The sequence below is a fragment of the Streptosporangium sp. G11 genome (assembly GCF_051192615.1).
Taxonomy (GTDB): domain Bacteria; phylum Actinomycetota; class Actinomycetes; order Streptosporangiales; family Streptosporangiaceae; genus Streptosporangium.
In genome coordinates, this window is sequence record NZ_JBPJUQ010000023.1 from 62,082 (window position 1) to 84,965 (window position 22,884).

Here is a 22,884-nt window from a genome sequence, read left to right on the forward strand (position 1 = left end):
AAGCGGGTTTAAGTTTCCGTAAGGTAACGTTTCCCGGTGAGAACGGCCAGGTCAGTCATCGATCTCCGAGGCCCAGAAATTTTTTTCCGATAAGTACGATATGTCCGAATTGTCGGGAATAAGGTTTCGGGGGTGAGGGGTCGTGTGGTGGTGTCCGGGTGTGGGGCGGACTGGGATCGTCGATCGGACATAACGGACAAAGGGGATGTGACGCCGTGGTGCCGGCGGGCGGATAGCGTTTACGTATGAGTGCCACCATCGTCGCCAAGGATCTGGCCGCCGGACACGGCGACCGAGCGCTTTTCGCCGGGCTCGACCTGGTGGTCGCCCCCGGCGACGTCGTCGGCCTGGTCGGCGTGAACGGCGCGGGCAAGTCCACCCTGATGAGGATCCTCGCGGGGCTGCTCCCTCCCGAGCACGGCTCCGTGCGGCTCAGCCCGCCTTCGGCGTCGGTCGGCTACCTGCCCCAGGAGCGCGAGCGCCGCGCGGATGAGACGATCGCGGACTTCCTGGCCCGCCGTACGGGGGTGGCCGCCGCGCAGCGCGCGCTGGACGCCGCGACCCAGGGGCTGGTGGAGGGCACCCCGGGGGCCGACGACGACTACGCCGCCGGTCTGGAGCGCTGGCTCGCCCTGGGCGGTGCCGACCTGGAGGACCGGGCCGGAGAGGTCGTCGCCGAACTCGGGCTCGCCGTGGAGCTCGACCGGCCGATGACGGCGCTCTCCGGCGGCCAGGCCGCGCGGGCGGGCATGGCCTCCCTGCTGCTCAGCCGCTACGACGTCTTCCTGCTGGACGAGCCCACCAACGACCTCGACCTGGAGGGGCTGGAGCGGCTCGAACGCTTCGTCACCGGCCTGCGCGCCGGGACCGTCCTGGTCAGCCACGACCGTGAGTTCCTGGCCAGGACCGTGAACCGGGTGGTCGAGCTCGACCTCGCCCAGCAGCTGGTCAGGGTGCACGGCGGTGGCTACGAGGCCTATCTCGCCGAGCGCGAGGTCGCCCGCCGGCACGCCCGCGACGAGTACGAGGAGTACGCCGGCACCGTCGCCTCCCTCAAGCAGCGGGCGGGGATGCAGCGCGCCTGGATGGAGAAGGGCGTCAAGAACGCGCGGCGCAAGGCGCCCGACAACGACAAGATCGGCCGGAACTTCCGTACCGAGACGACCGAGAAGCAGGCCGCGAAGGCCCGCCAGACCGAGCGGCTGATCGAGCGGATGGAAGAGGTCGAGGAGCCCCGCAAGGAGTGGGAGCTCCGCATGGAGATCGCGGTGGCCCCGAGGTCGGGGGCCGTCGTCGCGACGCTGCGCGACGCCGTGGTCCGGCGCGGGGCGTTCACCCTCGGCCCGGTGAACCTGCAGGTCGGCTGGGCCGAGCGGGTGGCGGTCACCGGCGCCAACGGCTCGGGCAAGTCCACCCTGCTGGCCGCGCTTCTGGGCCGGCTCCCGCTACAGGAGGGCAACGCCTCGCTGGGCCCCGGCGTGGTCGTCGGCGAGGTGGACCAGGCGCGCGGGCTGTTCCTCGGCGACGAACCCCTGGTGGACGCCTTCGGCGCCGCCGTGCCCGACATGGTTCCCGGTGACGTCCGCACGCTGCTCGCCAAGTTCGGGCTGCGCGCCGCGCACGTGCCGCGCCCGGCCGCCACCCTGTCGCCGGGGGAGCGGACCCGGGCCGCGCTGGCGCTGCTCCAGGCGCGCGGGGTGAACCTGCTCGTGCTCGACGAGCCGACCAACCACCTCGACCTGGTCGCGATCGAGCAGCTGGAGTCCGCGCTCGCCTCCTATCCCGGTACGCTTCTGCTGGTCACCCACGACCGCCGGATGCTGGACGCGGTGCACACCACCCGGCGGGTCCACGTCGACGGCGGCCGGATCACCGAAAGTTGAACGGGGCCGGTCATCCTGATCTGACTGTTGCCGTAACTTTCGCAAGTTGCCGCAAGTAATTGCTTCTCTTGCCTTATAGTTTCATCATGACGCGACGGCTTGCAGAAGTGGCCAAGAAGGTCGGGATGAGCGAGGCGACGGTCAGTCGCGTGCTCAACGGGAAGCCCGGAGTGTCCGAGGCGACCCGTGAGGCCGTCCTCACGGCGCTCGACGTGCTCGGCTACGAGCGGCCGACCCAGTTGCGGGGCGACAGGGCGCGGCTGGTCGGGCTCGTCCTCCCCGAGCTGCAGAACCCCATTTTCCCCGCTTTCGCCGAGGTGGTCGGAGGTGCGCTGGCCCAGCAGGGGTTCACCTCCGTATTGTGCACCCGGACCTTGGGCGGCGTCTCCGAGGCGGAGTACGTCGATCTGCTGCTCCAGCAGCAGGTGTCCGGCGTCGTCTTCGCCGGAGGCCTGTTCGCCCAGGCCGACGCCTCCCACGAGCACTACGAGCTGCTGCGGGAGCGGCGCCTGCCGACCGTGCTGGTGAACGCGGCGGTCGCGCACCTCGCCTTCCCGCAGGTCTCCTGTGACGACGTGGCCGCCGCCGAGATGGCGCTCGGCCACCTGCGGTCGCTGGGCCACGAGCGGATCGGCATGGTGCTCGGCCCCCCCGACCACGTGCCCTCGCGACGCAAGCTGGACGCGGCGGACCTCGACCCCGAGTTCGTCGAGCACACCATGTTCTCCCTGGAAGGGGGACACGCGGCGGCCGCGCGGCTCATTCGCAGGGGTGTGACCGGCGTCATCTGCGCCAGCGACGTGATGGCCCTGGGCGCGATCAGGGCGGCCCGCAGGGCGGGGCTCTCCGTGCCCGACGACGTCTCGGTGATCGGCTACGACGACTCCGCGCTGATGAACTGCACCGACCCGCCGCTGACGACCCTGCGCCAGCCGATCGACGCGATGGGCCGCGCGGTCGTCGACCTTCTCGCGGCCCAGATCGACAAGGCCCTGGTCCCGGCCGACGAGCTGCTCTTCGAACCCGAGCTGGTGGTCAGGGCCTCGACGGGCCCGGTCAAGCGCTGAGAGGACCTGTCGTGAGGCGGGAGGTCGTGCGCCGCGCCCGGCGGCCCGATCCCGGCCCCCTCGCCGGTTCTCGGTGCCGCGGGCGCTGCGGGTACTCGAGAGGCTTGGAGTCGACGTCCACGCCCCACCGGACCCGTTTCCAGGTCTTGCCCACGATGATCCAGCATCGTGCGTCGTTATTTTCCGAACTTGCATTCGTCTGTTACAGACATATGTTGTCAATAAGAAGTTGAAATGTCCTTCGCTTCCCGGGAGTGACTTCCCTCGGGGCTCCGGGGAGCGTCCCTCCGCGGCCCCCGGCCGGTTCGCACGACCGGCCCGGATCTCCCGCGAGCCCACCGCAAGCCCACCACCGACCTGCCGCGGACCTGCCGTGAACCTCCCGCGGACCCGCCGGGACGGCGCCGCACCCCGCCTCCGCCCTCGTCCGGCGCTTTGATCGTCACCGGAACATCTCCGGGTCTCCCATTTGCCCTCGTGGTCACTCTGGGTAGTTGTGGATCTCTTAGAGTTATCGCGACAAGTATGGAAGATCCATCGCTTGCCGCCCCCCGAAGACATGCCTGGTCATTCGGAAGGAAGAGATCTTGCGTAAGAGATTTGCCGTGCTCACCTCGGCGGGCGTGGGCGCTCTGATGGTCATCCTGGCGGCACCGGCGGTGGCCGCCCCCACCGACGACACCATCGTCACGTTCGACGTGGAGGCGGGAAGCCTGGACATCGTCGCGCCGCCCGGCCCGATCGATCTCGGCTCCGCTCCCCCCGGTGGCACGCTCACCGGGCAGATCGGTCCCGTGTCGGTCTCCGACACCCGCGGCGGGGCCGACTCCGTCTGGACCGCGACGGTGTTCGCGACCGACTTCACCGACGATGCGCTGACCATCCCCTTCGCCTCCGTGGAGTACTGGTCCGGGCCGACGACCGCCACCACCGGCGGCGGCACCTTCATCCCCGGACAGCCCACGGTGGGCGACGCGGTCCCGCTGACGGGGACGACGCTGACCGCCATCCCGGCCATGGCCCACACGGGAGGCACGGGCGGCAGCACGGCGACGTGGAACCCCACCCTGATCGTCAACATTCCCATCACGGCTCAGGTCGGTGCCTACACCGGGACGGTGACACATCAGGTGGCATAGCCGGATCGCTGGACCGTTCACGCTGACGCTGCTGGCCGCGCTGTGTTCCGGCGTGGCCGACGCGTCGGCCGGCGTGACGACCGGTAAGAGCCTGGTCGCCGCCGATCCCCGGGGCACGATCGGCATCCGCCTTCTCGAAGCGCCGGTCAGCCGTCGCGGCGATCCTCGCGCGCTCTCCTACATCGTCGACCATCTCAATCCGGGCACCACCATCCATCGGAAGGTGGAGATCTCCAACACCTCCAGGAAACCCCAGCACGTCAGCTTGTATCCGGCCGCCGCCAACGTCGTGCGGAACGGTTTCCACGCGCCGGCGGGCCGCCCCCGGAACGAGCTGGTGGGCTGGATGTCACTCGACCGCGACTCGGTCGACCTGCCGCCGGGCGGCACGGCGACCGCCCAGGTAACGATCAAGGTGCCGCCCGCCGCCTCGCGCGGCGAGCGGTTCGGCGTCGTCTGGGCGGAGGTCGCCGCCGAACCCGACGACGCCCACCCCGTGCGCGTCGTCAACCGGGTCGGGATCCGCGTCTACCTCGATGTCGGGCCGGGCGGCGAACCGCCGTCGGACTTCCGCATCGAGACACTGACGCCCGTGCGCCCCCCGGACGGCAGCCCGCAGCTGGTGGCACTGGTCCGCAACACCGGGGAGCGGACTCTGGACATGAACGGGGCGCTGTCGTTGACGGAAGGCCCCGGCGGCCTGCAGGCCGGGCCTTTCCCCGCCGACCTGGGGGTCACGCTGCTTCCCGGTGCCGCCGCTCCGGTGACCGTGACCATGGACCGGCGGATGCCCGACGGTCCCTGGAAGGGCAGGCTGACCCTGATGAGCGGCAAGGTGAAACGGGCGGTCACCGCCACCTTCACCTTCCCCGCGACGGGCGAGGGCTTCTCCGTCGAGCCCGACGAGAACCACCTGCCCCTGGTGGGGCTGGTGGCGGGGCTGGTCGTGCCCGCGACCGTCCTCGGCATCGTGGTGCGCCGCAGGCGCCGGGCCGCCGCCCCGGCTAGCTGACGTTCCCGCCGGAGTGGCGGCCCGGTGGCCGTGCGGGGCGGGCGGGGTCTCCCCGCCCGCCGCTCACTTCGAGACGTAGAGGACCTTCCAGCTGCCCGCGTACAGGCAGTTCAGGGAGGGCTTGGAAGCCCTGGCCTCGGAGCAGACCTTGAGCTCGACCTGGTAGAGGTCGTGCTGGGTGAAGGTGAACGACTTCGGGGTGCCGTACGAGCAGTCGACGACGCTGCGGTGCTTGAACGGCAGGTTCTTGCCGTCGGCGGTGCGGTAGGTGAGGCGGAAGACCGCCCAGCCGCAGGAGGGGCCCCTGGTCAGGTCGTAGACCTTTCCGGAGATCCTGCCCGTCTCGGCGGCGGGGATGACCGCGTGGTCCTCGCCGGAGACCGTCAGCGAGCCGTTCGTCTTGGCCTTCCTGCCGGGGGCGTAGTAGGTGCCCCACCGGCTGGTGTCCTGTGCCGCGGTCGTGCCGGTGGCAGCGGGGCCGGTCGCCGCCTGGGCGGTCGCCGGGGCGATGGAGACGAGGGCGGTGGCGAGGGCGAGTCCTGTGAGGAGACGGCTGATCGTCATGGGAGGGGTTCCTTTCCGGCTGCTGTGGCCACAGTGTGTGATGGACCGCTTTCAGACGGGTTGACCGCTCACTGCAAACGAGTATCAGCCGCCTATCAGGGGGAAGGGGGAGTCAACAGGAGGTAAGCACATGGAAGCGCTGGGAATCGACATCGGTGGGTCGGGGATCAAGGGTGCACCGGTGGACGTCGCGAGGGGGCGGCTGACGCGGGAGCGGCTGCGCATCCCCACGCCGGACCCCGCCACGCCCGGGGCGGTGGCCGAGGTGGTGGCGGAGATCGTCAAGCACTTCGCCTGGGACGGGCCGGTGGGGGTGACCTTCCCCGGGGTCGTGCTCGACGGGGTCGCCAGGTCGGCCGCCAATGTGGACAAGGACTGGATCGGCACGGACGCGCGGCAGTTGTTCTCCAGGGCGACGGGGCTGCCGGTGACCGTGCTCAACGACGCCGACGCGGCCGGCCTGGCCGAGGTGGCGGCGGGTGCCGCCAAGGGCAGAACGGGCGTGGTGATGCTGCTGACCTTCGGCACCGGGATCGGCAGCGCCCTGCTCGTCGACGGCCGTCTGGTGCCCAACACCGAGCTCGGCCACCTGGAGATCAGGGGCAAGGAGGCCGAGAAGCGGGCCTCCGACCACGCGCGCGAGGCGCACGATCTCGACTGGGACGAGTGGGCCGAGAAGGTGCAGGAGTATTTGGAACACGTCGAGGCGCTGTTCTCCCCGTCGCTGTTCATCATCGGCGGAGGGGTTAGCAAGAAGGCCGACAAGTTCCTGCCCCAGATCAAGCTGCGCACCCCGATCGTCCCCGCCGGCCTCCAGAACGAGGCGGGCATCGTGGGCGCCGCCATGGCGGCCACGGGGTAGTGGCGGCCCCGCCCGGGGCGCGCCCGGCGGCGGGCGCCCCGGGGAGGGCGGCGTACGCCCGGCGCGAGCGGCGGCGAACGCTCCGGGCGGGATCGAGGAGTCTCCCGGGGGCTCACCGGCGCCTACCACGCACCGTCCGGGAGCGGCTCCGGAGAGGAGCCTGAAACTTTCATCCTCCTCGAAATCTGTTCGGTGAGGTCAGGGGCGGGGACGGTCCCGTTCGGAGGCCTCCGACGTGCAACAAGCTGTACACATCCGTGAAACATCCGGACTATGGGAGCGCTCCCACCACAGTCCTGGAGATGATCACGAATGACAGTCAATCCGCGCCGCCATGCCTGGCGCAACCGGGTGGCGACCATGGCGGCCATGCTTGTGGCCGCCGCCGGTCTCGCCACCGGGCAAGCCGCCACGGCGCACGCCGCAGTCGCCTGCGACGTCGCCTACACCACCAACGACTGGCAGGGCGGATTCACCGCCAGCGTCACCATCAAGAACCTCGGTGACGCGCTCACCGGCTGGACCCTGGGCTTCGCCTTCACCGGCGGGCAGACGCTCCAGCAGGGCTGGTCGGCGACCTGGGCCCAGTCGGGCACCCAGGTCACCGCGAAGAACCTCTCCTGGAACGGCGCCCTCGCCACCGGCGCCTCCACCAGCCTCGGCTTCAACGGATCGTGGACCGGGAGCAACCCCAAGCCCACCGCCTTCACGATCAACGGCGTGACCTGTGGCGGGCAGCCCCCGGTCAACCAGCCCCCCACGGTCAGCCTGACCAGCCCCGCCTCCGGCTCCTCCCACCAGGCCGGTGCCGCCGTGCCGCTCGCGGCGACCGCGAGCGACGACGGCTCCGTCAGCAAGGTGGAGTTCTACGTCGACGGCGCGCTGGTCAACACCGACACCAGCTCCCCCTACTCCTACTCCGCCACCGGCCTGTCGTCCGGCTCGCACACCGCGAGCGCCAAGGCGTACGACAACGCCTCCCCGGCGCTCTCCACCCAGACCGCCGCGGTCCCCTTCACCGTGGGCGGCACCACGACGCCGTCGATCGTCGCCTCCTCGACCTCCCTCAGTGTTCCCGAGGGCGCCTCCAGGACGGTCGGCTTCAGGCTCAGCCAGGCGCCGAGCGGCAGCGTCACGGTCAACCTGACCAAGACGGGTGACTCCGACCTCACCATCTCGCCCTCCACGCTGGCCTTCACCACCGCCAACTGGAACACGGCCCAGAACGTGACGGTCTCGGCGGCCCAGGACTCCGACGAGGCGAACGGCACCGCCACCGTCGCGGCCGCCGCCACCGGCCACACCGGTGCCTCCGTCGCCGTGACCGAGGCCGACGACGACGGCGACACGACGCCGATCACGCACGTCGACAACCCCTACAGCGGAGCCGACGGCTACGTGAACCCCGACTGGTCGGCCAAGGCCGCCGCCGAGCCCGGTGGCGACGCGGTCGCCGACATCTCCACCGGCGTGTGGCTGGACCGCATCGCCGCCATCGCGGGCTCCTCCTCGGCCAAGGGCCTGCGCGCCCACCTGGACGAGGCCCTGGTGCAGGACGCGGCCAACGGCAGCAGGCCGCTGACGATCCAGTTCGTCATCTACAACCTGCCCAACCGCGACTGCTCGGCGCTCGCCTCCAACGGTGAGCTGCTCATCGCTCAGAACGGTCTGAACCGTTACAAGACCGAGTACATCGACCCGATCGCCGCGATCATGGGCGAGTCGAAGTACGCAGGCCTGCGGATCTCGACGATCGTCGAGATCGACTCGCTGCCGAACCTGGTCACCAACCTCAACCTGGCGAAGTGCCAGGAGGCCAAGGACAGCGGCGCCTACGTCAACGGTGTCCGCTACGCCCTGGACAAGCTGCACGCGATCAAGAACGTCTACACCTACATCGACGCCGGGCACCACGGCTGGCTCGGCTGGGACTCCAACTTCGGCCCGTCCGCCGACCTGTTCGCGAGCACCGTCTCCGGCACCACCGCGGGCTTCGACAGCGTGGACGGCTTCATCACCAACACCGCCAACTACTCGGCGCTGCGCGAGCCGCACTTCACCATCAACACCACCGTCAACGGCCAGAGCGTCCGCCAGTCCAGCTGGCTCGACTGGAACTTCTACGTCGACGAGCTCTCCTTCGCCCAGGCCTTCAGGAACACGCTGATCCAGAAGGGCTTCAGATCCAACATCGGCATGCTGATCGACACCTCCCGCAACGGCTGGGGAGGCTCGGCCCGCCCGGCCGCTCCCAGCACCTCCACCGTGCTGAACACCTTCGTCGACCAGTCGCGCATCGACCGCAGGTTCCACGCCGGCAACTGGTGCAACCAGAGCGGTGCCGGACTGGGCGAGCGCCCGCAGGCCAGCCCCGCCGCCGGTCTGGACGCCTACGTCTGGATCAAGCCCCCGGGCGAGTCGGACGGCTCCAGCAAGGAGATCCCGAACAACGAGGGCAAGGGCTTCGACCGGATGTGCGACCCGACCTACGAGGGCAACGACCGTAACGGCAACAAGATGAGCGGTGCCCTGGCCGACGCGCCGATCTCCGGCCAGTGGTTCTCCGCCCAGTTCCGCCAGCTGCTCCAGAACGCCTACCCGGCGCTCCCGTAACCCGCCGATCCCGGGTCCCGCTCCCGCTCCCGCGGGGCCCGGTCAGGCCCGACGCGACGGCCCCGTCACCCCGATCCCGGGGGGCGGGGCCGCCCCTTTCCCCTCCTGGTCCCCGTCCCCGTCCCCGTCACAGGCACAGGCGCAGGTGGCGGTCCGGGAGCGGGAGCCGGCCGCGTACGGCCGGATATTGGGATGCGGCGGCGCGGCGGCTCGGGCAGCATGGGCGGTTGGGCCTTCGCACAGGGGCCTTCAGGTGTGGAGCCTCACAGACGCCTTCACGGCAGCGGGTGAGTCTTCACACGTGGGCCGAAAGTATCCTGGGTTTCAGTATGGGAACGCCTCCTTTGACATCGCCCCTCTCCGATCTGCACGCGCGCCTGCCCGATCTCACGCTGCGTGATCAGCGGCGACTCCGCCGCAGGCTCGACGGAGCCCGCAGGGTCAGAAACCGCGCCGCGCAGCAGAAGATCGCCGCGGAGATCACCTCAGACATCGAACGGGCCGAGCGGCGGGTCGCCCAGCGCCGCGCCGGTGTCCCCGCGATCACCTATCCGGAGGCGCTGCCGGTCAGCCAGCGCAGGGACGACATCCTGGAGGCGATCCGCGACAACCAGGTCGTGATCGTCGCCGGAGAGACCGGTTCCGGCAAGACCACCCAGTTGCCGAAGATCTGTCTTGAGCTGGGCCGGGGCGTCAAGGGCCTGATCGGGCACACCCAGCCCCGCCGCATCGCCGCCCGTACGGTGGCCGAGCGCGTCGCCGAGGAACTCGACACCCCGCTCGGCGACGCCGTGGGCTACAAGGTGCGCTTCACCGACCAGGTGAGCGACGGCACCCTCGTCAAGGTCATGACGGACGGCATCCTGCTGGCCGAGCTGCAGAACGACCGCGACCTCGACCAGTACGACACGCTGATCGTCGACGAGGCGCACGAGCGCAGCCTCAACATCGACTTCATCCTGGGCTACCTCAAGCAGCTGCTCCCGCGCCGCCCCGACCTGAAGGTGATCATCACCTCGGCGACCATCGACCCCGAGCGCTTCTCCAAGCACTTCGGTGACGCGCCGATCGTGGAGGTGTCCGGCCGGACCTACCCCGTCGAGGTGCGTTACCGGCCGATCGCCGAGGACGACGACCAGATCCAGGCGATCGGCAAGGCCGTCGACGAGCTGTGCGCGCAGGGGCCCGGCGACATCCTGGTCTTCCTCAGCGGCGAGCGGGAGATCCGCGACACCGCCGAGGCGCTGTCGAAGCGCAAGGACGCCGAGATCCTGCCGCTGTACGCCCGGCTGTCCGCCGCCGAGCAGCACCGGGTCTTCCAGCGGCACACCAACCGCCGGGTCGTGCTGGCCACCAACGTGGCCGAGACCTCGCTGACCGTGCCGGGCATCAAGTACGTGGTCGACCCCGGCTTCGCCAGGATCTCCCGCTACAGCCACCGCACCAAGGTCCAGCGCCTGCCCATCGAGGCGATCTCGCAGGCCTCGGCCAACCAGCGCAAGGGCCGCTGCGGCCGCGTCTCCGAGGGCATCTGCATCCGGCTGTACGAGGAGGACGACTTCGTCACCCGGCCGGAGTTCACCGACCCGGAGATCCTGCGCACCAACCTGGCCTCGGTCATCCTGCAGATGACCTCGATCGGCCTGGGCGACATCGGGGCCTTCCCGTTCGTCGAGCCGCCCGACCAGCGCCAGGTCAAGGACGGCTACGACCTGCTGCTGGAGCTGGGCGCCTTCGACCAGGCCCGGCAGATGACCCCGCTCGGCCGCAAGCTGGCCGGGCTCCCGGTCGACCCGCGCCTGGCCCGCATGGTGCTGGAGGCCGACCACAACGGCTGTGTCCGCGAGGTCATGGTCATCGCCTCCGCCCTGTCGATCCAGGACCCGCGCGAGCGACCGGCCGACAAGCAGCAGGCCGCCGACGAGAAGCACCGCCGCTTCGCGGACAAGGAGTCCGACTTCGTCTCGTACCTGAATCTGTGGGAATACCTGCAGGAGCAGCAGAAGGAGCTGTCGTCCAGCGCGTTCCGGCGATTGTGCAAGACCGAGTTCCTCAACTACCTGCGCGTCCGGGAGTGGCAGGACGTCTACGGCCAGCTCCGCCAGATGTCGAAGACCCTCGGCATCACGCTCAACGGCACCCCCGGTGACGAGCAGAAGATCCACGTCTCCCTGCTGTCCGGCCTGCTGTCCCACGTCGGCGTGAAGGACATCGACAAGAAGACCGCCGACGCCGGCGGCGGCCGTCGTCCCCCGAACGAGCCGCGCAGGCCCATGACGGAGTACGTCGGAGCCCGCAACGCCCGGTTCGCGATCTTCCCGGGGTCGGCGCTCGCCAAGAAGCAGCCGCTCTGGGTGATGTCCGCCGAGCTGGTGGAGACCTCCCGGCTCTGGGCCCGGGTCAACGCCAAGATCGAGCCCGAGTGGGTCGAGCCGCTCGCCCCGCACCTGATCAAGCGCACCTACTCCGAGCCGCACTGGGAGAAGAAGCAGGGCTCGGTGATGGCCTACGAGAAGGTCACCCTGTACGGCGTCCCGATCGTGGTCCAACGCAAGGTCAACTACGGCCGCATCGACCCCGAGCTGAGCCGGGAGCTGTTCATCCGGCACGCCCTGGTCGAGGGCGACTGGGAGACCCACCACGCCTTCTTCAAGGAGAACCGCAAGCTGCTCGAAGAGGTCGAGGAGCTGGAGGAGCGGGCCCGGCGCCGCGACATCCTCGTCGACGACGAGACGCTGTTCGACTTCTACGACCAGCGCGTCCCGGCCGACGTGGTCTCCGGGCGCCACTTCGACTCCTGGTGGAAGAAGGCCAGGACCGACCAGCCCGACCTGCTCAGCTTCGAGAAGTCGATGCTGATCAGCGAGGCGGCGGGCGACGTCAGTCGGCGCGACTACCCCGACGTGTGGCGCCAGGGCGGCCTGCGCTTCCCCCTGACGTACCAGTTCGAGCCCGGCACCGACGCCGATGGCGTCACCGCGCACATACCGCTCGCGCTGCTCAACCAGGTCAACGTCGAGGGCTTCGACTGGCAGATCCCCGGGCTGCGCGAGGAGCTGCTCACCGCCCTCATCCGGAGCCTGCCCAAGCAGATCCGGCGCAACTTCGTCCCCGCTCCCAACTACGCCAAGAAGGCCCTGGAGCGGGCCGAGCCGACCCAGGAGCCGCTGCTGGCGGTGCTGGAACGTGAGCTGCTGAACCTGACCGGCGTCCAGGTGCCGCGCGAGGCCTGGCAGCCGGACCTGGTCCCCGACCACCTCAAGATCACCTTCCGGGTGATCGACGGCCGCAAGCAGAAGCTGGCCGAGAGCAAGGACCTGGCCGGGCTGAAACGGCGGCTCGCTCCCAAGCTCCGCCAGACCCTGTCCAAGGCCGCCGACGGCCTGGAGAAGTCCGGCCTGACGGGATGGACCATGGGCGCGCTGCCCAAGACGTTCGAGCAGCGCAGGATGAAGGCCTACCCGGCGCTCGCCGACGAGGGCGCCACCGTGGCCGTGCGGATGTTCGAGACCGAGGCCGAGCAGCGCCGGGCCATGTGGGAGGGCACCCGCAGGCTGCTGCTGATCAACACCCCGTCACCGGCCAAATGGGTGCTCGGCCGCCTCGGCAACCAGGCCAAGCTCGCCCTGAGCCGCAGCCCGCACGCCGGTGCCACCGCGCTGTTCGACGACTGCATCGCCTGCGCCGCCGACCACCTCATGACCGAGCACGGCGGTCCGGTCTGGGAGGAGTCGGCGTTCGCCGCCCTCCACGACAGGGTCCGGGCCGAGCTGTTCGACACCTCCGCCGAGGTGGTCGCCAGGGTCGAGAGCATCCTCAAGGTCTGGCACACCGTCTCGACCCTGCTGCCCGAGTCTCGCTCCACCCCCGCGGTCGAGGACATCCGCGACCAGGTGGCCAACCTCGTCTATCCGGGTTTCGTCACCGACACCGGCTACAAACGCCTGCCCGACCTGCTCCGCTATCTCAAGGGGGCCGAGCGGCGGCTGGAGAAGGTCCACGACGACGCGTTCCGCGACGGGGAGCGGATGGACAAGGTGCACGACATCGAGGACGACTATCACGAGCTGGTCGAGAAGCTTCCCCCCGCCCGCCGCTCCGACGACGACGTCCGCCAGATCCGCTGGATGATCGAGGAGCTCAGGGTCAGCTACTTCGCCCAGACCCTCGGCACCCCGTACTCGATCTCCGACAAGCGCATCCGCAAGGCGATGGAGAAACTCTGAGCCTCGCCGGGGAGAGGGGCTACAGGAAGATCGAGGTGTCGAGGTCGAAGTCGACGGGGGAGGGGATCCGGAGCGGCTTGCCCATCTCGGTGTGGGTCATGGTCCGGTAGCTGCCCTCCTCGGGGTCGCTGAGGACCGTGACCGCCGGCGGGGAGGCGACCGGATCGACGATCAGCATGATCGGGATGCCGCAGCCCGCGTAGATCCTGGGCTTCGTGGCGCGGTCCACCTCCATGCTCCCGGGCGAGACGATCTCCGCCACCAGGATGAGCCCCGAGGAGAGGATCTCGCGGTCACCCCAGAGTGGAGCGTCCACGGGGACCAGGCAGTAGTCGGGGACCAGGGTGTCACGTGGCCCCTCGATACAGACATCGACGTTTCCCGCGAAACTCTCCCAGCTGTTTTTCTCCAGGATCGGCTGCAGGGCGAAGGCGAGGCGCATGGCGATTCGGCCGTGCTGTGGAATGCCTGATGGGCTCACGATGAGGTTCCCGTCGATGATCTCGGCGCGAAGGCACAGGGCTGGGGGAAGGGACTCGAAGATCTCCCTCGGGGTGCGAGGCAGTGACCGGTCTTCTGGAGCGGCGGGCTGAGCGGGTGGCTGGGGCGCGGTGCGCTGGGCGGATCGCTGAGACGCTGTCATCACCATCTGCCTGTATCCCTTCGTGTCCGAGCATGCACTCTGAGTGTGTCATGGAGGCCTCGCGGGCGGGGACGGAAGTGAGCCCGCCCGGAGGTCGCATCGGAGTCTCGGGCGCGCTGGACGCGGGGGCCGTTCCGTGAACGGGGACGCCGAAACCTGCGCCTGGCGGACGGGCGGTCGGGCCGCGCTACAGGAAGATCGAGGTGTCGAGGTCGAAGTCGACGGGGGAGGGGATCCGGAGCGGCTTGCCCAGCTGGACACGCGTGACGGTCTGGTAGGCCCCGCCCTCGGGATCGCTCAAGACCGTGACCGTGGGAGGGGCGGCGATCGGGTCGACGAGCAGCATTACGGGCACTCCGCCCGCGGCGTAGATGCGAGGCTTGTCGTCGGGTCGATCCGCGCGCTCCCCGGAGAGGTGACCTCGGTAACCATGATCAATCCGGAGGAGCGCAGTTCCAGCGTGCCCCAGCGCGGGCAGTCGGCGGGGGCGAGCACGAGGTCGGGGATGAGGCTGTCTCGGGGGCCGTCGATGCAGACGTTCACCCCGCCCACGTGGGCGTGCCACTTCCGCTCCATGACGATCGGCTGCAGCGCGTAGGAGAGGAGCGTCGCGCTCCAGCTGTGTTCGGGGGTGCCCACAGGGCTCACGATCAGGTTCCCGTCGATGACTTCGGCGCGGAAGCCGGGGGTAGGGGGCAGGGTTTCGAGAAGATCCCGCGCCGTGCGAGCGGGTGACGGACCTTTCCGGGGAACATGGCGGGTGGGGCGTCCTCTTGCCGTTGTCACCATTAAATGTCTCCCTCCGTATCCGGGCGGCCACTCTGAGTTTCGCATGACGGCCCGGCCGGACGTTACGCGTATGCCCCGTGGTTATGGATCAGCGTGGCGGAGGCGCGGAAGCGAGGCCTGGGGCGGCGCGCTCCGCGAGGGTGCCGGTCGGTGCCGCCTCGATCGGCCCGGCTACGATCGTGAGCCTGAGCGGAGAGGGAGGCACCGTGGTCCGGGCGCTGGTGTTCGACGTGGGCGAGACGCTGATCGACGAGACGCGGATCTGGTCGCGCTGGGCCGACCGGCTGGGCGTCACCCGGTTCACCATGCTCGGTGTGCTCGGCGGCATGGCCGCGCTCGACAGGTCGTTCGAGGACGCCTTCAGGCTCCTGCGGCCCGGTTTCGACGTCGAGGCCGAGCAGGAGGCGTGGAGGCGCGACGACCCGGACGGGTTGCGTGTCAACTTCGACGCGGACGACCTCTATCCGGACGTGCGGCCCGCCCTGGCGGCGCTGCGCGACCTCGGCCACGAGCTGATCATCGCGGGAAACCAGCCGCCGCAGGCGCGCGACGCGCTCGTCGCGATGGACCTGCCCGTCGACGCGATACACACCTCCGACGGCTGGGGCGTCTCCAAGCCTGCTCCGGATTTCTTCGCCAAGGTCGTCGCGGTGTCGGGACGCGAGCCCGGCGAGATCCTCTACGTGGGCGACCGGCTGGACAACGACGTGCTCCCCGCACGCGCGGCGGGCATGCGGACCGCCCTGATCCGACGGGGTCCCTGGGGGCACCTCCACGCGGAGCGCCCCCAGGCCGCCGAGGCGGACCACGTCGTCGACGATCTGAACGCCCTGGTCGCGGCGCTCTCCCGCTGATCCTCGCGCCGGTCGCCCGGGAAGGTCAGGAGTCCCCCCACTGCGCGCCGACCCCGGCGCCCGACCGCACCGACGCGGGGACGCCCGCCGGGGCGTCGACCGTGTACGCGTAGAAGGTACGCGGCTCGACAACGCTGCCCGAGGTCTCGGGGGTTCCGGAGTTCACGTAGATGTTGTTGCGCTGCACCGCCCGTCCCGGGCCGCTGTCGGCGTAGCCGCTCGCGGAGAAGAGCGGGTGGGGCACGTCCTGGAAGTAGTTGCCCTCCACGACCACCCCGGCGTTCTCCGTCGAGGCCACCCCGTACAGCTCGTTGCCCAGGAAATAGTTGTTGAAGACGTGCACCGGCTCGCCGAAACGGATGCGCGGGTGGCGCTGCCGGCTGTTGTTGAAGAAGTTGTGGTGGATCGTCACCTTCAGGTGGCCGATGTCGGTGCCCGCGGCGCCGTCGGAGTGGCTGATCAGCATGCTCTTGTCGGAGTGGTCGAAGTGGTTCCACGACACGGTGACGTAGTCGGCGCCGCGCACCACGTCGATCGAGCCGTCGACCGCGCCGGAGAAGGTGTTGTGGTCGATCCAGATGTGATGTGACTGCTGGCCGACGTTGATCGCGTCGTCCTCGGCCTCGGTGAACCGGATGTTGCGCACGATCACGTTGTACGACCGGTAGAAGTCCAGGCCGCCTCCGGTGATGTGACCCGAGGTCCCCACCCCGATGATGGTCTTGTTCGGCCGGACCCCCTGCTTGCTGGTGATCGAGATGGTGCCCGCCACGCGGATGACGAGCGTCTCCTTGCTGTCGATGTACTCCAGGAACGCGTCGGCGTCGGTCGCGGTGACCGTCCGCCCGCCCGCGCCGCCGGTGGTGCCGTTCTGGCCGAGGGCGTTGACCGACGCGAAGCCGACCGGGGTGCCCACCGGCGCGGCGGTCCCGGTGGCGGCACCCGCGCCGGCCGGTGTCACGGAGAAGGCGGCGGCCAGTACGGCGGCCGCGGTGACGCGGAGGGCCGTACCCCGCAGGGTCGCGTGGTCGGTGATGGTCTGGGGCATGGTGTCTGCCTTCCTGGTGGAGGAGCCCTCGCGGGCATCCCGGGAGGAGCCGTCAGGGGGAGCGTTCCGGGGGAAGGCTCCGGAGAGGGGAGAGAGGGAGGGGGATCGCCGCCCGCAGTCAGGGGGTCCGGCGGACGGCGATCCGGGGCTAGCAGCCGATCTTGCCGACGCCCGCACCGGCGGACACGGTCGCCGGGACGGTCCCGGGGTCATCGACGGTGTACGCGTAGTACGTGCGCGGCTCGACGACGGTGCCGGCCGTCTGGGGGGTGCCGGAGCCGACGTAGCGGTTGTTCCGCTCGACCACCCGGCCGGGGCCGCTCTTGTCGTAGCCCACGTAGATCGGGTGGGCGACGTTCTCGAAGTAGTTGCCCTCGACGAGCACGCCGGCGTTCTCTGTGGACGCGACGCCGTACAGCGCGTTGTCGCGGTAGTAGTTGTTGAGGACGTGGACCGGGTCGGCGAAGCGGACCCGGGGGTGGCGCTGGTCGGTGCCGTCGAAGAAGTTGTGGTGGTAGGTGACGCGCAGCTTCCCGATGTCGGCGGTGTAGCTGTCCGAGTGGCCCAGCAGCGCCGCCTTGCTGTGGTGGTGGAAGTGGTTCCACGAGACCGTGACGAAGTCCGACTCCCGCTTGATGTCGAGCAGGCCGTCGTAGCCGTCGGAGAGGTCGTTGTGGTCGATCCACACGTGGTGCGCCTTGTTCGTGACGCTGATCGAGTCGTCCCCGGCGCCGGTGAACCGGATGTTCCTGATGATCACGTTGTTGCCGGGCCGGGTCGTCGAGCCGAGCTGGAGGCCGCCGCCGGTGATCTCGGCGGTCGTGCCCACGCCCAGGATGCTCTTGTTGGCGACCACGGTGAGCATGCCGGACACCTGGATGCGGCCGGACACCTGGATCACGTACGGGCCGGCCCTGCCGACGTAGTCCTTCAGGGCCGCGGCCGTGGTCACGGTGATGACGGGGCCTCCGGTGCCGCCGGTGGTGCCGTTCTGGCCGAGGGCGTTGACGGTGGCGAAACCGGTCGGCGTGCCGGTGCAGGCGGCGGCGAGGCCGTTTCCCGTGGCGGCGCCCGTCCTCGCGGTGGCCGTGGCGGGGGAGGAGGTGTCGGCGCGGGCGGCGCCGCCCACGACGGCGAGCGCGGCGACCAGGAGTAGCGCGGCGATGGCCGGGCGGGTGCGGGGGCGGTGTTCACCGTTCATCGTCGTCTCCTCAGATCTTTCCGACGCCGGCACCGGCGGGCACGATGGTCGGCACCGCGGAGGCCGAATCCGGGCTGTAGGGGTAGTAGGTGCGCGGTTCGGTCACGGTGCCCCGCGTCTCGATGGGGTGGTTGCAGTCGACCAGGATGTTGCCGCGCTCGACCAGGCGCCCGAGGTCCCCGCTGAACTCCACCCGTCCGGGGTTGTTGACGCTGTAGAAGTAGTTGTTCTCCACCAGCAGCCCGGCGTCGTAGGTGGACGCGATGCCGTAGCTGTTGTCGCGGTAGTAGTTGTTGTAGACGTGCACGAGGTTCGCGAAGCGGACCCGGGGGTGGCGCTGGTCGGAGGCGTCGAAGAAGTTGTGGTGATAGGTGACGCGCAGGCGGCCGATGTCCTGCGGACCGGCGTCCTCGTCGTGGGAGAGCAGCAGGGTCTTGTCGTGGTCGTGGAACCTGTTCCAGGAGACGGTCACGAAGTCCGAGCCGCGCTTGATGTCGACCGCGCCGTCGTCCCCGTTGGAGAAGTCGTTGTGGTCGATCCAGATGTGGTGGCTGAACATCTGCACGTTGATCATGTCGTCGGTGGCGCCGGAGAACGCGATGTTGCGGACGATGACGTTGTGGACGGCGTTCGCGGGCGGCGAGGTGACGGCGTCGCTGACCGGCAGGCCGATGTTCAGCCCGCCGCCGACCAGCGCGGCGTTCGCGCCGACCCCGATGATCGTCTTGTCCGACGTGACGTTGTGCATGCCGTCGCTGGAGCCGGTAGGCAGGGTGATCCGGCCGGTGACCTGGATGACGTACGGCCCGGGGCGGGAGACGTAGTCGAGGAACTGCGCGGTCGTGGCCGCGGTGACCGTGGGGCCTCCCGTGCCGCCGGTGGTGCCGTTCTGGCCGAGGGCGTTGACGGTGGCGAAGCCGATCATGGCGTTGACCGGGTCCGCGCGCCGTGCGGTCTCGGTCTCCGCCACGGCGGGGCCGACCAGGGCGGCGATCAGGAGGGAGACGGCCAGGAGGACAAGCGCCGTACGGGGGGTGGGGAGGTCCGGGAGGGGCCGTGGAGGTGGGGAAACGGATCTGGAGGACACGTGTTCTCTGCTCTCTGCGCGCGGTCGCGGTCGCGGCGGCGTGCGGTCAGGCGGCAGCGTGAAGCCGGGAGAGGAGTACGGGATGTCCGCGGTGCGCGGCTCGTCGGCGTTCCGGCCCCGGTCTCCGGTACGGAAACGGTGCGCCGGTCACGCGGGAGGCGGTGCGTTCCCACCGCGCGGCCGCCGTCGTCTCGCCGGGCCGGTTCGCCTGGGGGAGGCTGCGCAACGCGCTGTGGGACATGAGGCGGGAGTGGTCACCGCACTCGGGAAAAAGGGGCTCGGGTCAGTGCGCGGCTATGGCATCGCCACCTTCCGGCGGGTGGGACGCTTCCCGGCGAGGTGCCAGGAAAGCGCTTTCCAGACGGGCCCGAGTTTATGTTTCCAACAAGTTTCTGTCAATGCTTCCGGGGGTCGCCTCGGGAGGTGCGGGTACGAGTGCGTGTTCACGGGCGCCCGGACGGGAAAGCGTTTGCCCCGGGCCTCATCGTGCCGATGAGGCCCGGGGCCGCGTTCGGTGATTCATGATCGGTTTCGTGAGGTGCCGGGATCCCCGGAGGGGCTCTCAGACGTCGCGATACTCGATGTCGGGCTCGATGTGGACGGCGCGCTCCTCGGCGGACAGGTCGCCGTCGTCGCGGCCCACGTCGGAGGCGTACTCCTCGGACGTCTCGTCGGGGCTCAGGCCCTCGTCCGGCGCCACCAGGCGGGTCTCGTCGCGCGGGACCCGCTCGCGGTCCGGCGCCTCGCGCCGGAGGCGCTCGTCGAGGGTGTCCCGGTGTCCGTCGTCGTGTTCGACGATCTCGTGGTTGAGACCGAGGTCGTCGGTCCACTCCTGGACCTCGATTGCCTGCTCGTCGCTCAGACCATCGCGGTCTGGGGGTGTTTCGGTCATATTGCGGCCATACCCGTTTTATCGCCTTAAATCCCAGGTCAGCTGTCGCGAGACCCTCGACCGGGTTTCCCGGCCGCCGGTGCCTGGAGCGGGTTTCTCAGCCGCCGGCGCCCGAGAGGCCGCCGGGCAGGTAGACGGGGTGCTGGTTCCCGCGGGCCAGGCGTCCCGCGGCGAGGCGCGGCGAGATGTGCGCCGGAAGGAGGGGGGCGGCGGTGTCCCAGGGGAGGAAGGCCGCCTCGTCGAGCTCCTCGGCCTGCAGCCGGATGCGGGAGGGATCCTCCAGGACGCCGCCGTCGAACATGAAGTTGACCAGTGCCCGGGGGCGGTCCTCCGACGGCGGGATCCAGTGGACCACAAGCAGCTCGCCCGCCTTGACGGACACGCCGAGCTCCTCGGCCACCTCGCGCACGGCGCCGTCGTGGGGCGCCTCGCCGTCCTCGACGATCCCGCCCGGGAAGTTCCAGCCGGGCCGATAGTTGGGCTTGACCAGCAGGACACGGTCTTCCGCGTCGGTGAGCAGCATGCAGGCCGAGACGAACACGCTGGGCAGGGTGGCGTACCAGTCGGCGGGGTCGGGACGGGGCTCGCTCATCCCTGCCACGCTACCTCCGTGAGCGGCCGGTCACGGGTGAGACCTGCCGGTCCGTCCCCGGCGGGGGTGTTTCCCGGCGTGGGGGGACCTGGCGGGACGATCGCCACCGAGGCCGCCCCGTTGGTGCCGCCTCGTTGGTGTCGCTCTCGCTCAGGCGAACTTCTTGACCAGGAGTTCCATTTCCAGGTCGTCCCGGTACGGCTCGCCGACGGTCTCGTCGTCGTAGGGGAAGGGGATCATCTCGCCGGTGCGGGTGTAACCGCGGCGCACGTACCAGGCCAGGAGTTCCTCGCGCGCAGAGATCACCGTCATGCGCATCTCGCCCACGCCCCAGGCGTCGCGGGCGAAGCGCTCGGCCTCGGCGAGGACCGCCTTGCCGAAGCCGCCGCCCTGCAGTGTGGGGCGCACGGCGAACATTCCGAAGTACGCGTAATCGCCCCGGTGCTCCACCTGGCAGCAGGCGACGATCTCGCCTTCCGACTCCATGATGATGATGCGGCTTTCCGGTTTCGCCAGTTCGCCGGTCACCCTCTCGGCGTCCGTCCGCTGCCCGCTCAGCAGGTCCGCCTCGGTCGTCCACCCGGCTCGGCTCGACTCCCCCCGGTACGCGGAATCGATCAGGAGCACCAGGGTGGGCACGTCCGCGACGGTGGCCACGCGGAAGGTCGGCCGCGTGGTCCGGGAGGGGCTGTTCATGCGGATGGTCCTCTCGACAGGTGCTGAGACGTAGGCGGATGTCGAGCCGCCTGATCCTGCGAATCATAGCCAAGCAGGCTTTTTATCCTTTTTCCCCGCCGAGTGCCGGGTGCTCGTCAGGAGCGGCCGCCGGGGGTGGAACACGAGGAAGGCCCGGCCCGCGCGACACAGGATTCGCGCGGGCCGGGCCGGGGAAACGCCGTGGACCCATGCCCGGGTCCCGCGGCGATTTAGATCACTTGGCCGCCTGGAAGGCGCGGCCCGCCGGGGTGGCGACGCCGTTGCTCCGGAACAGGCCGCTGTTGGGCTCGCTGTCGGAGGAGGGCAGTCCGAACCAGGCGTAGCGCTGCACGTACGGCAGGGAGTTCAGCATCTTGATGGACTCGGTGACGAAGGCGGCCTGCTGCGCGTCCGTGGGGAAGCGGACACCGTTCGAGAAGTCGATCAGAGCGTACTCGGTGAGCCAGATCGGCTTGCGGTAGCGCTCGTACACGGCCTGGATGTACGACTTGAGCTGGCCGACCGCCGCCTCGGTGCGGAAGTCGCCGCCGTACCAGTGCAGCGTGATGAAGTCGACGCGGTAGTTCTTCTGGGCCGCCCCGGTCATGAACCGGTCCAGCCAGCCACCCGCCCGGTCACCGCCGTAGGCGACGGCGGGGCTGCCGACCTTCAGGCCGGTCGCGGTGAGTCTCGGCCACAGCGACAGCGCCTGCTCCACGGTCATGTTGGACTGCTCGGCGAAGTCCGGCTCGTTGAAACCGAGCAGGTAGGGAGAACCGGCGTTCTTCGCCTGGGCGAGGTTCTGGTCGGTGACGCTGGCGGCTCCCCAGATCATCGGGACGAACTCCGCCCCCTTGGGAGTGGTGACGCCGTTGTGGTTCGTGGACCACGTGTAGTACCAGCTCGCACCGGAGGCTTCGAGGGCCGCGCTGACGCCGGGCGCCTGCCACACGCCCACGCCCTTCTTGGAGGAGGTCTCCACGGGGACCTCGGGGACCGGCGTGGTCGGGGTCTTGCTGGGGGTGGGGCTCGGGGTCGGGGAGGAACTCGGCGTCGGCCTGGTCGGCGTGGCGCTGGGGCTGGAACTCGGCACCGGCTTCGTCGGGGTGACGCTGGGCACGGGGGTGGTCGAGCCCTTGCCGAAGACCTGGAACTCCCAGAGCGAGACACCGTACTGGCTGGACCGCTGGGTGGCGTAGAGCCGCACGTACCGGCCGGTGGCCGACACGTTGAGGGTCTGCACGCCGCCCTTGCCCGCGGTCGTACTGTGGATCGTCTTCCACTGGCCGCCGCCGGGGGACGTCTGGATCCGGAACGCGGTGGCGTGGGCGCGCTCCCAGTTCAGCACGATCTTGTTGATCGCGGTGGACCTGCTCAGGTCCACCTGCAGCCACTGAGGATCACTGAACTTGCTGGACCAGCGGGTGCCGCTCTTGCCGTCGACCGCGGCCGCGGCGGACAGGTCACCTCGCTCGACCGAGGAGGCGACGGCCGCCCGGCCCTGCGACAGGGGGGCCTCGGCCGCGCCCGCGGGGAGGGCGCCGTTCACCACGGAGGCGCCCATGACGGCCACGAGGGCGCCGGCGAGCGCGAAGCGGCGTGCCAGACGACCAGGCGTGCGACCTGCTGTGGTACCGCGCGGAACAGTCTCACTCATATGGATGAGGTCCTTCGTACGGGGAGTAGAGATCGGACATTGTCGGCGTATCGGGAGGC

The 22,884-nt window shown here is 69.8% G+C and carries 19 protein-coding genes; 8 read left to right on the forward strand and 11 right to left on the reverse strand.

Going from position 1 to position 22,884, the window contains the following annotated elements; translation table 11 throughout:
- Nucleotides 1-245: 245 nt before the first annotated feature.
- The 4 genes from ACSDR0_RS22175 (at nt 246) to ACSDR0_RS22190 (ending at nt 5,101) form a co-directional block, all read left to right on the forward strand.
- Nucleotides 246-1,883, forward strand: a complete 1,638-nt coding sequence (locus tag ACSDR0_RS22175) for an ABC-F family ATP-binding cassette domain-containing protein (protein ID WP_435290777.1) — start codon at nt 246-248, stop codon at nt 1,881-1,883.
- Nucleotides 1,884-1,969: 86 nt separating this feature from the next.
- Nucleotides 1,970-2,950: a LacI family DNA-binding transcriptional regulator gene (locus tag ACSDR0_RS22180; RefSeq protein WP_329084127.1), complete on the forward strand. Its 981-nt coding sequence runs from the start codon at nt 1,970-1,972 to the stop codon at nt 2,948-2,950.
- 587 nt (nt 2,951-3,537) lie between these two features.
- A complete protein-coding gene (locus ACSDR0_RS22185) occupies nt 3,538-4,089 on the forward strand; it encodes a hypothetical protein (RefSeq protein WP_435290778.1) in 552 nt (183 codons plus the stop codon).
- Nucleotides 4,090-4,141: 52 nt separating this feature from the next.
- Nucleotides 4,142-5,101, forward strand: coding sequence for a hypothetical protein (locus ACSDR0_RS22190; RefSeq protein WP_435290779.1), 960 nt, complete (start codon nt 4,142-4,144; stop codon nt 5,099-5,101).
- Nucleotides 5,102-5,164: 63 nt separating this feature from the next.
- On the opposite strand, the gene ACSDR0_RS22195 is transcribed toward ACSDR0_RS22190, so the two are convergent.
- Entirely contained in the window at nt 5,165-5,665 is a 501-nt protein-coding gene (locus tag ACSDR0_RS22195) for a hypothetical protein (RefSeq protein WP_435290780.1), read from the reverse strand.
- 130 nt (nt 5,666-5,795) lie between these two features.
- Here ACSDR0_RS22195 and ppgK point away from each other — a divergent pair, with 130 nt between their 5' ends.
- The 3 genes from ppgK to hrpA all read left to right on the forward strand — a co-directional run bounded on the left by ppgK (nt 5,796) and on the right by hrpA (nt 13,366).
- Entirely contained in the window at nt 5,796-6,527 is a 732-nt protein-coding gene (ppgK, locus tag ACSDR0_RS22200; protein ID WP_435290781.1) for a polyphosphate--glucose phosphotransferase, read from the forward strand.
- A gap of 312 nt (nt 6,528-6,839) precedes the next feature.
- The gene (locus tag ACSDR0_RS22205; protein ID WP_435290782.1) at nt 6,840-9,140 is read left to right on the forward strand and encodes a glycoside hydrolase family 6 protein; all 2,301 of its coding nucleotides are present in this window, start codon (nt 6,840-6,842) and stop codon (nt 9,138-9,140) included.
- 329 nt (nt 9,141-9,469) lie between these two features.
- A complete protein-coding gene (gene hrpA, locus ACSDR0_RS22210; protein ID WP_435290783.1) occupies nt 9,470-13,366 on the forward strand; it encodes an ATP-dependent RNA helicase HrpA in 3,897 nt (1,298 codons plus the stop codon).
- Nucleotides 13,367-13,385: 19 nt separating this feature from the next.
- On the opposite strand, the gene ACSDR0_RS22215 is transcribed toward hrpA, so the two are convergent.
- The 3 genes from ACSDR0_RS22215 to ACSDR0_RS22225 all read right to left on the reverse strand — a co-directional run bounded on the left by ACSDR0_RS22215 (nt 13,386) and on the right by ACSDR0_RS22225 (nt 14,843).
- A complete protein-coding gene (locus ACSDR0_RS22215; protein ID WP_435290784.1) occupies nt 13,386-14,009 on the reverse strand; it encodes a Uma2 family endonuclease in 624 nt (207 codons plus the stop codon).
- Between the two features lie 187 nt (nt 14,010-14,196).
- Nucleotides 14,197-14,355: a hypothetical protein gene (locus tag ACSDR0_RS22220; RefSeq protein WP_435290785.1), complete on the reverse strand. Its 159-nt coding sequence runs from the start codon at nt 14,353-14,355 to the stop codon at nt 14,197-14,199.
- Nucleotides 14,355-14,843 carry a Uma2 family endonuclease gene (locus ACSDR0_RS22225; RefSeq protein WP_435290786.1) on the reverse strand — a complete coding sequence of 163 codons (489 nt, stop codon included), beginning with the start codon at nt 14,841-14,843 and terminating at the stop codon, nt 14,355-14,357. The genes ACSDR0_RS22220 and ACSDR0_RS22225 overlap by 1 nt, the downstream gene beginning before the upstream one ends.
- Nucleotides 14,844-15,004: 161 nt before the next feature.
- Between ACSDR0_RS22225 and ACSDR0_RS22230 the strand changes: the two genes are divergently transcribed.
- Entirely contained in the window at nt 15,005-15,652 is a 648-nt protein-coding gene (locus ACSDR0_RS22230) for an HAD family hydrolase (protein ID WP_435290829.1), read from the forward strand.
- A 25-nt stretch (nt 15,653-15,677) separates the two neighbouring features.
- Here ACSDR0_RS22230 and ACSDR0_RS22235 read toward each other — a convergent pair whose 3' ends face one another.
- The 7 genes from ACSDR0_RS22235 to ACSDR0_RS22265 all read right to left on the reverse strand — a co-directional run bounded on the left by ACSDR0_RS22235 (nt 15,678) and on the right by ACSDR0_RS22265 (nt 22,825).
- Entirely contained in the window at nt 15,678-16,700 is a 1,023-nt protein-coding gene (locus ACSDR0_RS22235; protein ID WP_435290787.1) for a pectate lyase family protein, read from the reverse strand.
- Between the two features lie 148 nt (nt 16,701-16,848).
- On the reverse strand, nt 16,849-17,901 hold the full coding sequence (locus ACSDR0_RS22240; RefSeq protein ID WP_435290788.1) for a pectate lyase family protein: 1,053 nt from the start codon (nt 17,899-17,901) through the stop codon (nt 16,849-16,851).
- Between the two features lie 10 nt (nt 17,902-17,911).
- Nucleotides 17,912-18,988: a pectate lyase family protein gene (locus ACSDR0_RS22245; RefSeq protein ID WP_435290789.1), complete on the reverse strand. Its 1,077-nt coding sequence runs from the start codon at nt 18,986-18,988 to the stop codon at nt 17,912-17,914.
- 562 nt (nt 18,989-19,550) lie between these two features.
- The gene (locus ACSDR0_RS22250; RefSeq protein ID WP_435290790.1) at nt 19,551-19,880 is read right to left on the reverse strand and encodes a DUF5709 domain-containing protein; all 330 of its coding nucleotides are present in this window, start codon (nt 19,878-19,880) and stop codon (nt 19,551-19,553) included.
- Between the two features lie 97 nt (nt 19,881-19,977).
- Nucleotides 19,978-20,472, reverse strand: coding sequence for an NUDIX domain-containing protein (locus tag ACSDR0_RS22255; RefSeq protein WP_435290791.1), 495 nt, complete (start codon nt 20,470-20,472; stop codon nt 19,978-19,980).
- A 150-nt stretch (nt 20,473-20,622) separates the two neighbouring features.
- Complete coding sequence (locus ACSDR0_RS22260; RefSeq protein ID WP_435290792.1) at nt 20,623-21,168, reverse strand: GNAT family N-acetyltransferase; 546 nt, start codon at nt 21,166-21,168, stop codon at nt 20,623-20,625.
- A 235-nt stretch (nt 21,169-21,403) separates the two neighbouring features.
- The gene (locus ACSDR0_RS22265; protein ID WP_435290793.1) at nt 21,404-22,825 is read right to left on the reverse strand and encodes a glycosyl hydrolase; all 1,422 of its coding nucleotides are present in this window, start codon (nt 22,823-22,825) and stop codon (nt 21,404-21,406) included.
- Nucleotides 22,826-22,884 lie beyond the last annotated feature (59 nt).

What these genes read in the sequence shown, in the direction of transcription:
- ACSDR0_RS22175 (WP_435290777.1), top strand. Translation starts at nt 246, where the DNA reads ATGAGTGCCACCATCGTCGCCAAGGATCTGGCCGCCGGACACGGCGAC.
- ACSDR0_RS22180 (WP_329084127.1), top strand. Translation starts at nt 1,970, where the DNA reads ATGACGCGACGGCTTGCAGAAGTGGCCAAGAAGGTCGGGATGAGCGAG.
- ACSDR0_RS22195 (WP_435290780.1), bottom strand. Translation starts at nt 5,665, where the DNA reads ATGACGATCAGCCGTCTCCTCACAGGACTCGCCCTCGCCACCGCCCTC.
- ppgK (WP_435290781.1), top strand. Translation starts at nt 5,796, where the DNA reads ATGGAAGCGCTGGGAATCGACATCGGTGGGTCGGGGATCAAGGGTGCA.
- ACSDR0_RS22205 (WP_435290782.1), top strand. Translation starts at nt 6,840, where the DNA reads ATGACAGTCAATCCGCGCCGCCATGCCTGGCGCAACCGGGTGGCGACC.
- hrpA (WP_435290783.1), top strand. Translation starts at nt 9,470, where the DNA reads ATGGGAACGCCTCCTTTGACATCGCCCCTCTCCGATCTGCACGCGCGC.
- ACSDR0_RS22215 (WP_435290784.1), bottom strand. Translation starts at nt 14,009, where the DNA reads ATGACAGCGTCTCAGCGATCCGCCCAGCGCACCGCGCCCCAGCCACCC.
- ACSDR0_RS22220 (WP_435290785.1), bottom strand. Translation starts at nt 14,355, where the DNA reads ATGCTGCTCGTCGACCCGATCGCCGCCCCTCCCACGGTCACGGTCTTG.
- ACSDR0_RS22225 (WP_435290786.1), bottom strand. Translation starts at nt 14,843, where the DNA reads ATGCGAAACTCAGAGTGGCCGCCCGGATACGGAGGGAGACATTTAATG.
- ACSDR0_RS22235 (WP_435290787.1), bottom strand. Translation starts at nt 16,700, where the DNA reads ATGCCCCAGACCATCACCGACCACGCGACCCTGCGGGGTACGGCCCTC.
- ACSDR0_RS22240 (WP_435290788.1), bottom strand. Translation starts at nt 17,901, where the DNA reads ATGAACGGTGAACACCGCCCCCGCACCCGCCCGGCCATCGCCGCGCTA.
- ACSDR0_RS22250 (WP_435290790.1), bottom strand. Translation starts at nt 19,880, where the DNA reads ATGACCGAAACACCCCCAGACCGCGATGGTCTGAGCGACGAGCAGGCA.
- ACSDR0_RS22255 (WP_435290791.1), bottom strand. Translation starts at nt 20,472, where the DNA reads ATGAGCGAGCCCCGTCCCGACCCCGCCGACTGGTACGCCACCCTGCCC.
- ACSDR0_RS22260 (WP_435290792.1), bottom strand. Translation starts at nt 21,168, where the DNA reads ATGAACAGCCCCTCCCGGACCACGCGGCCGACCTTCCGCGTGGCCACC.
- ACSDR0_RS22265 (WP_435290793.1), bottom strand. Translation starts at nt 22,825, where the DNA reads ATGAGTGAGACTGTTCCGCGCGGTACCACAGCAGGTCGCACGCCTGGT.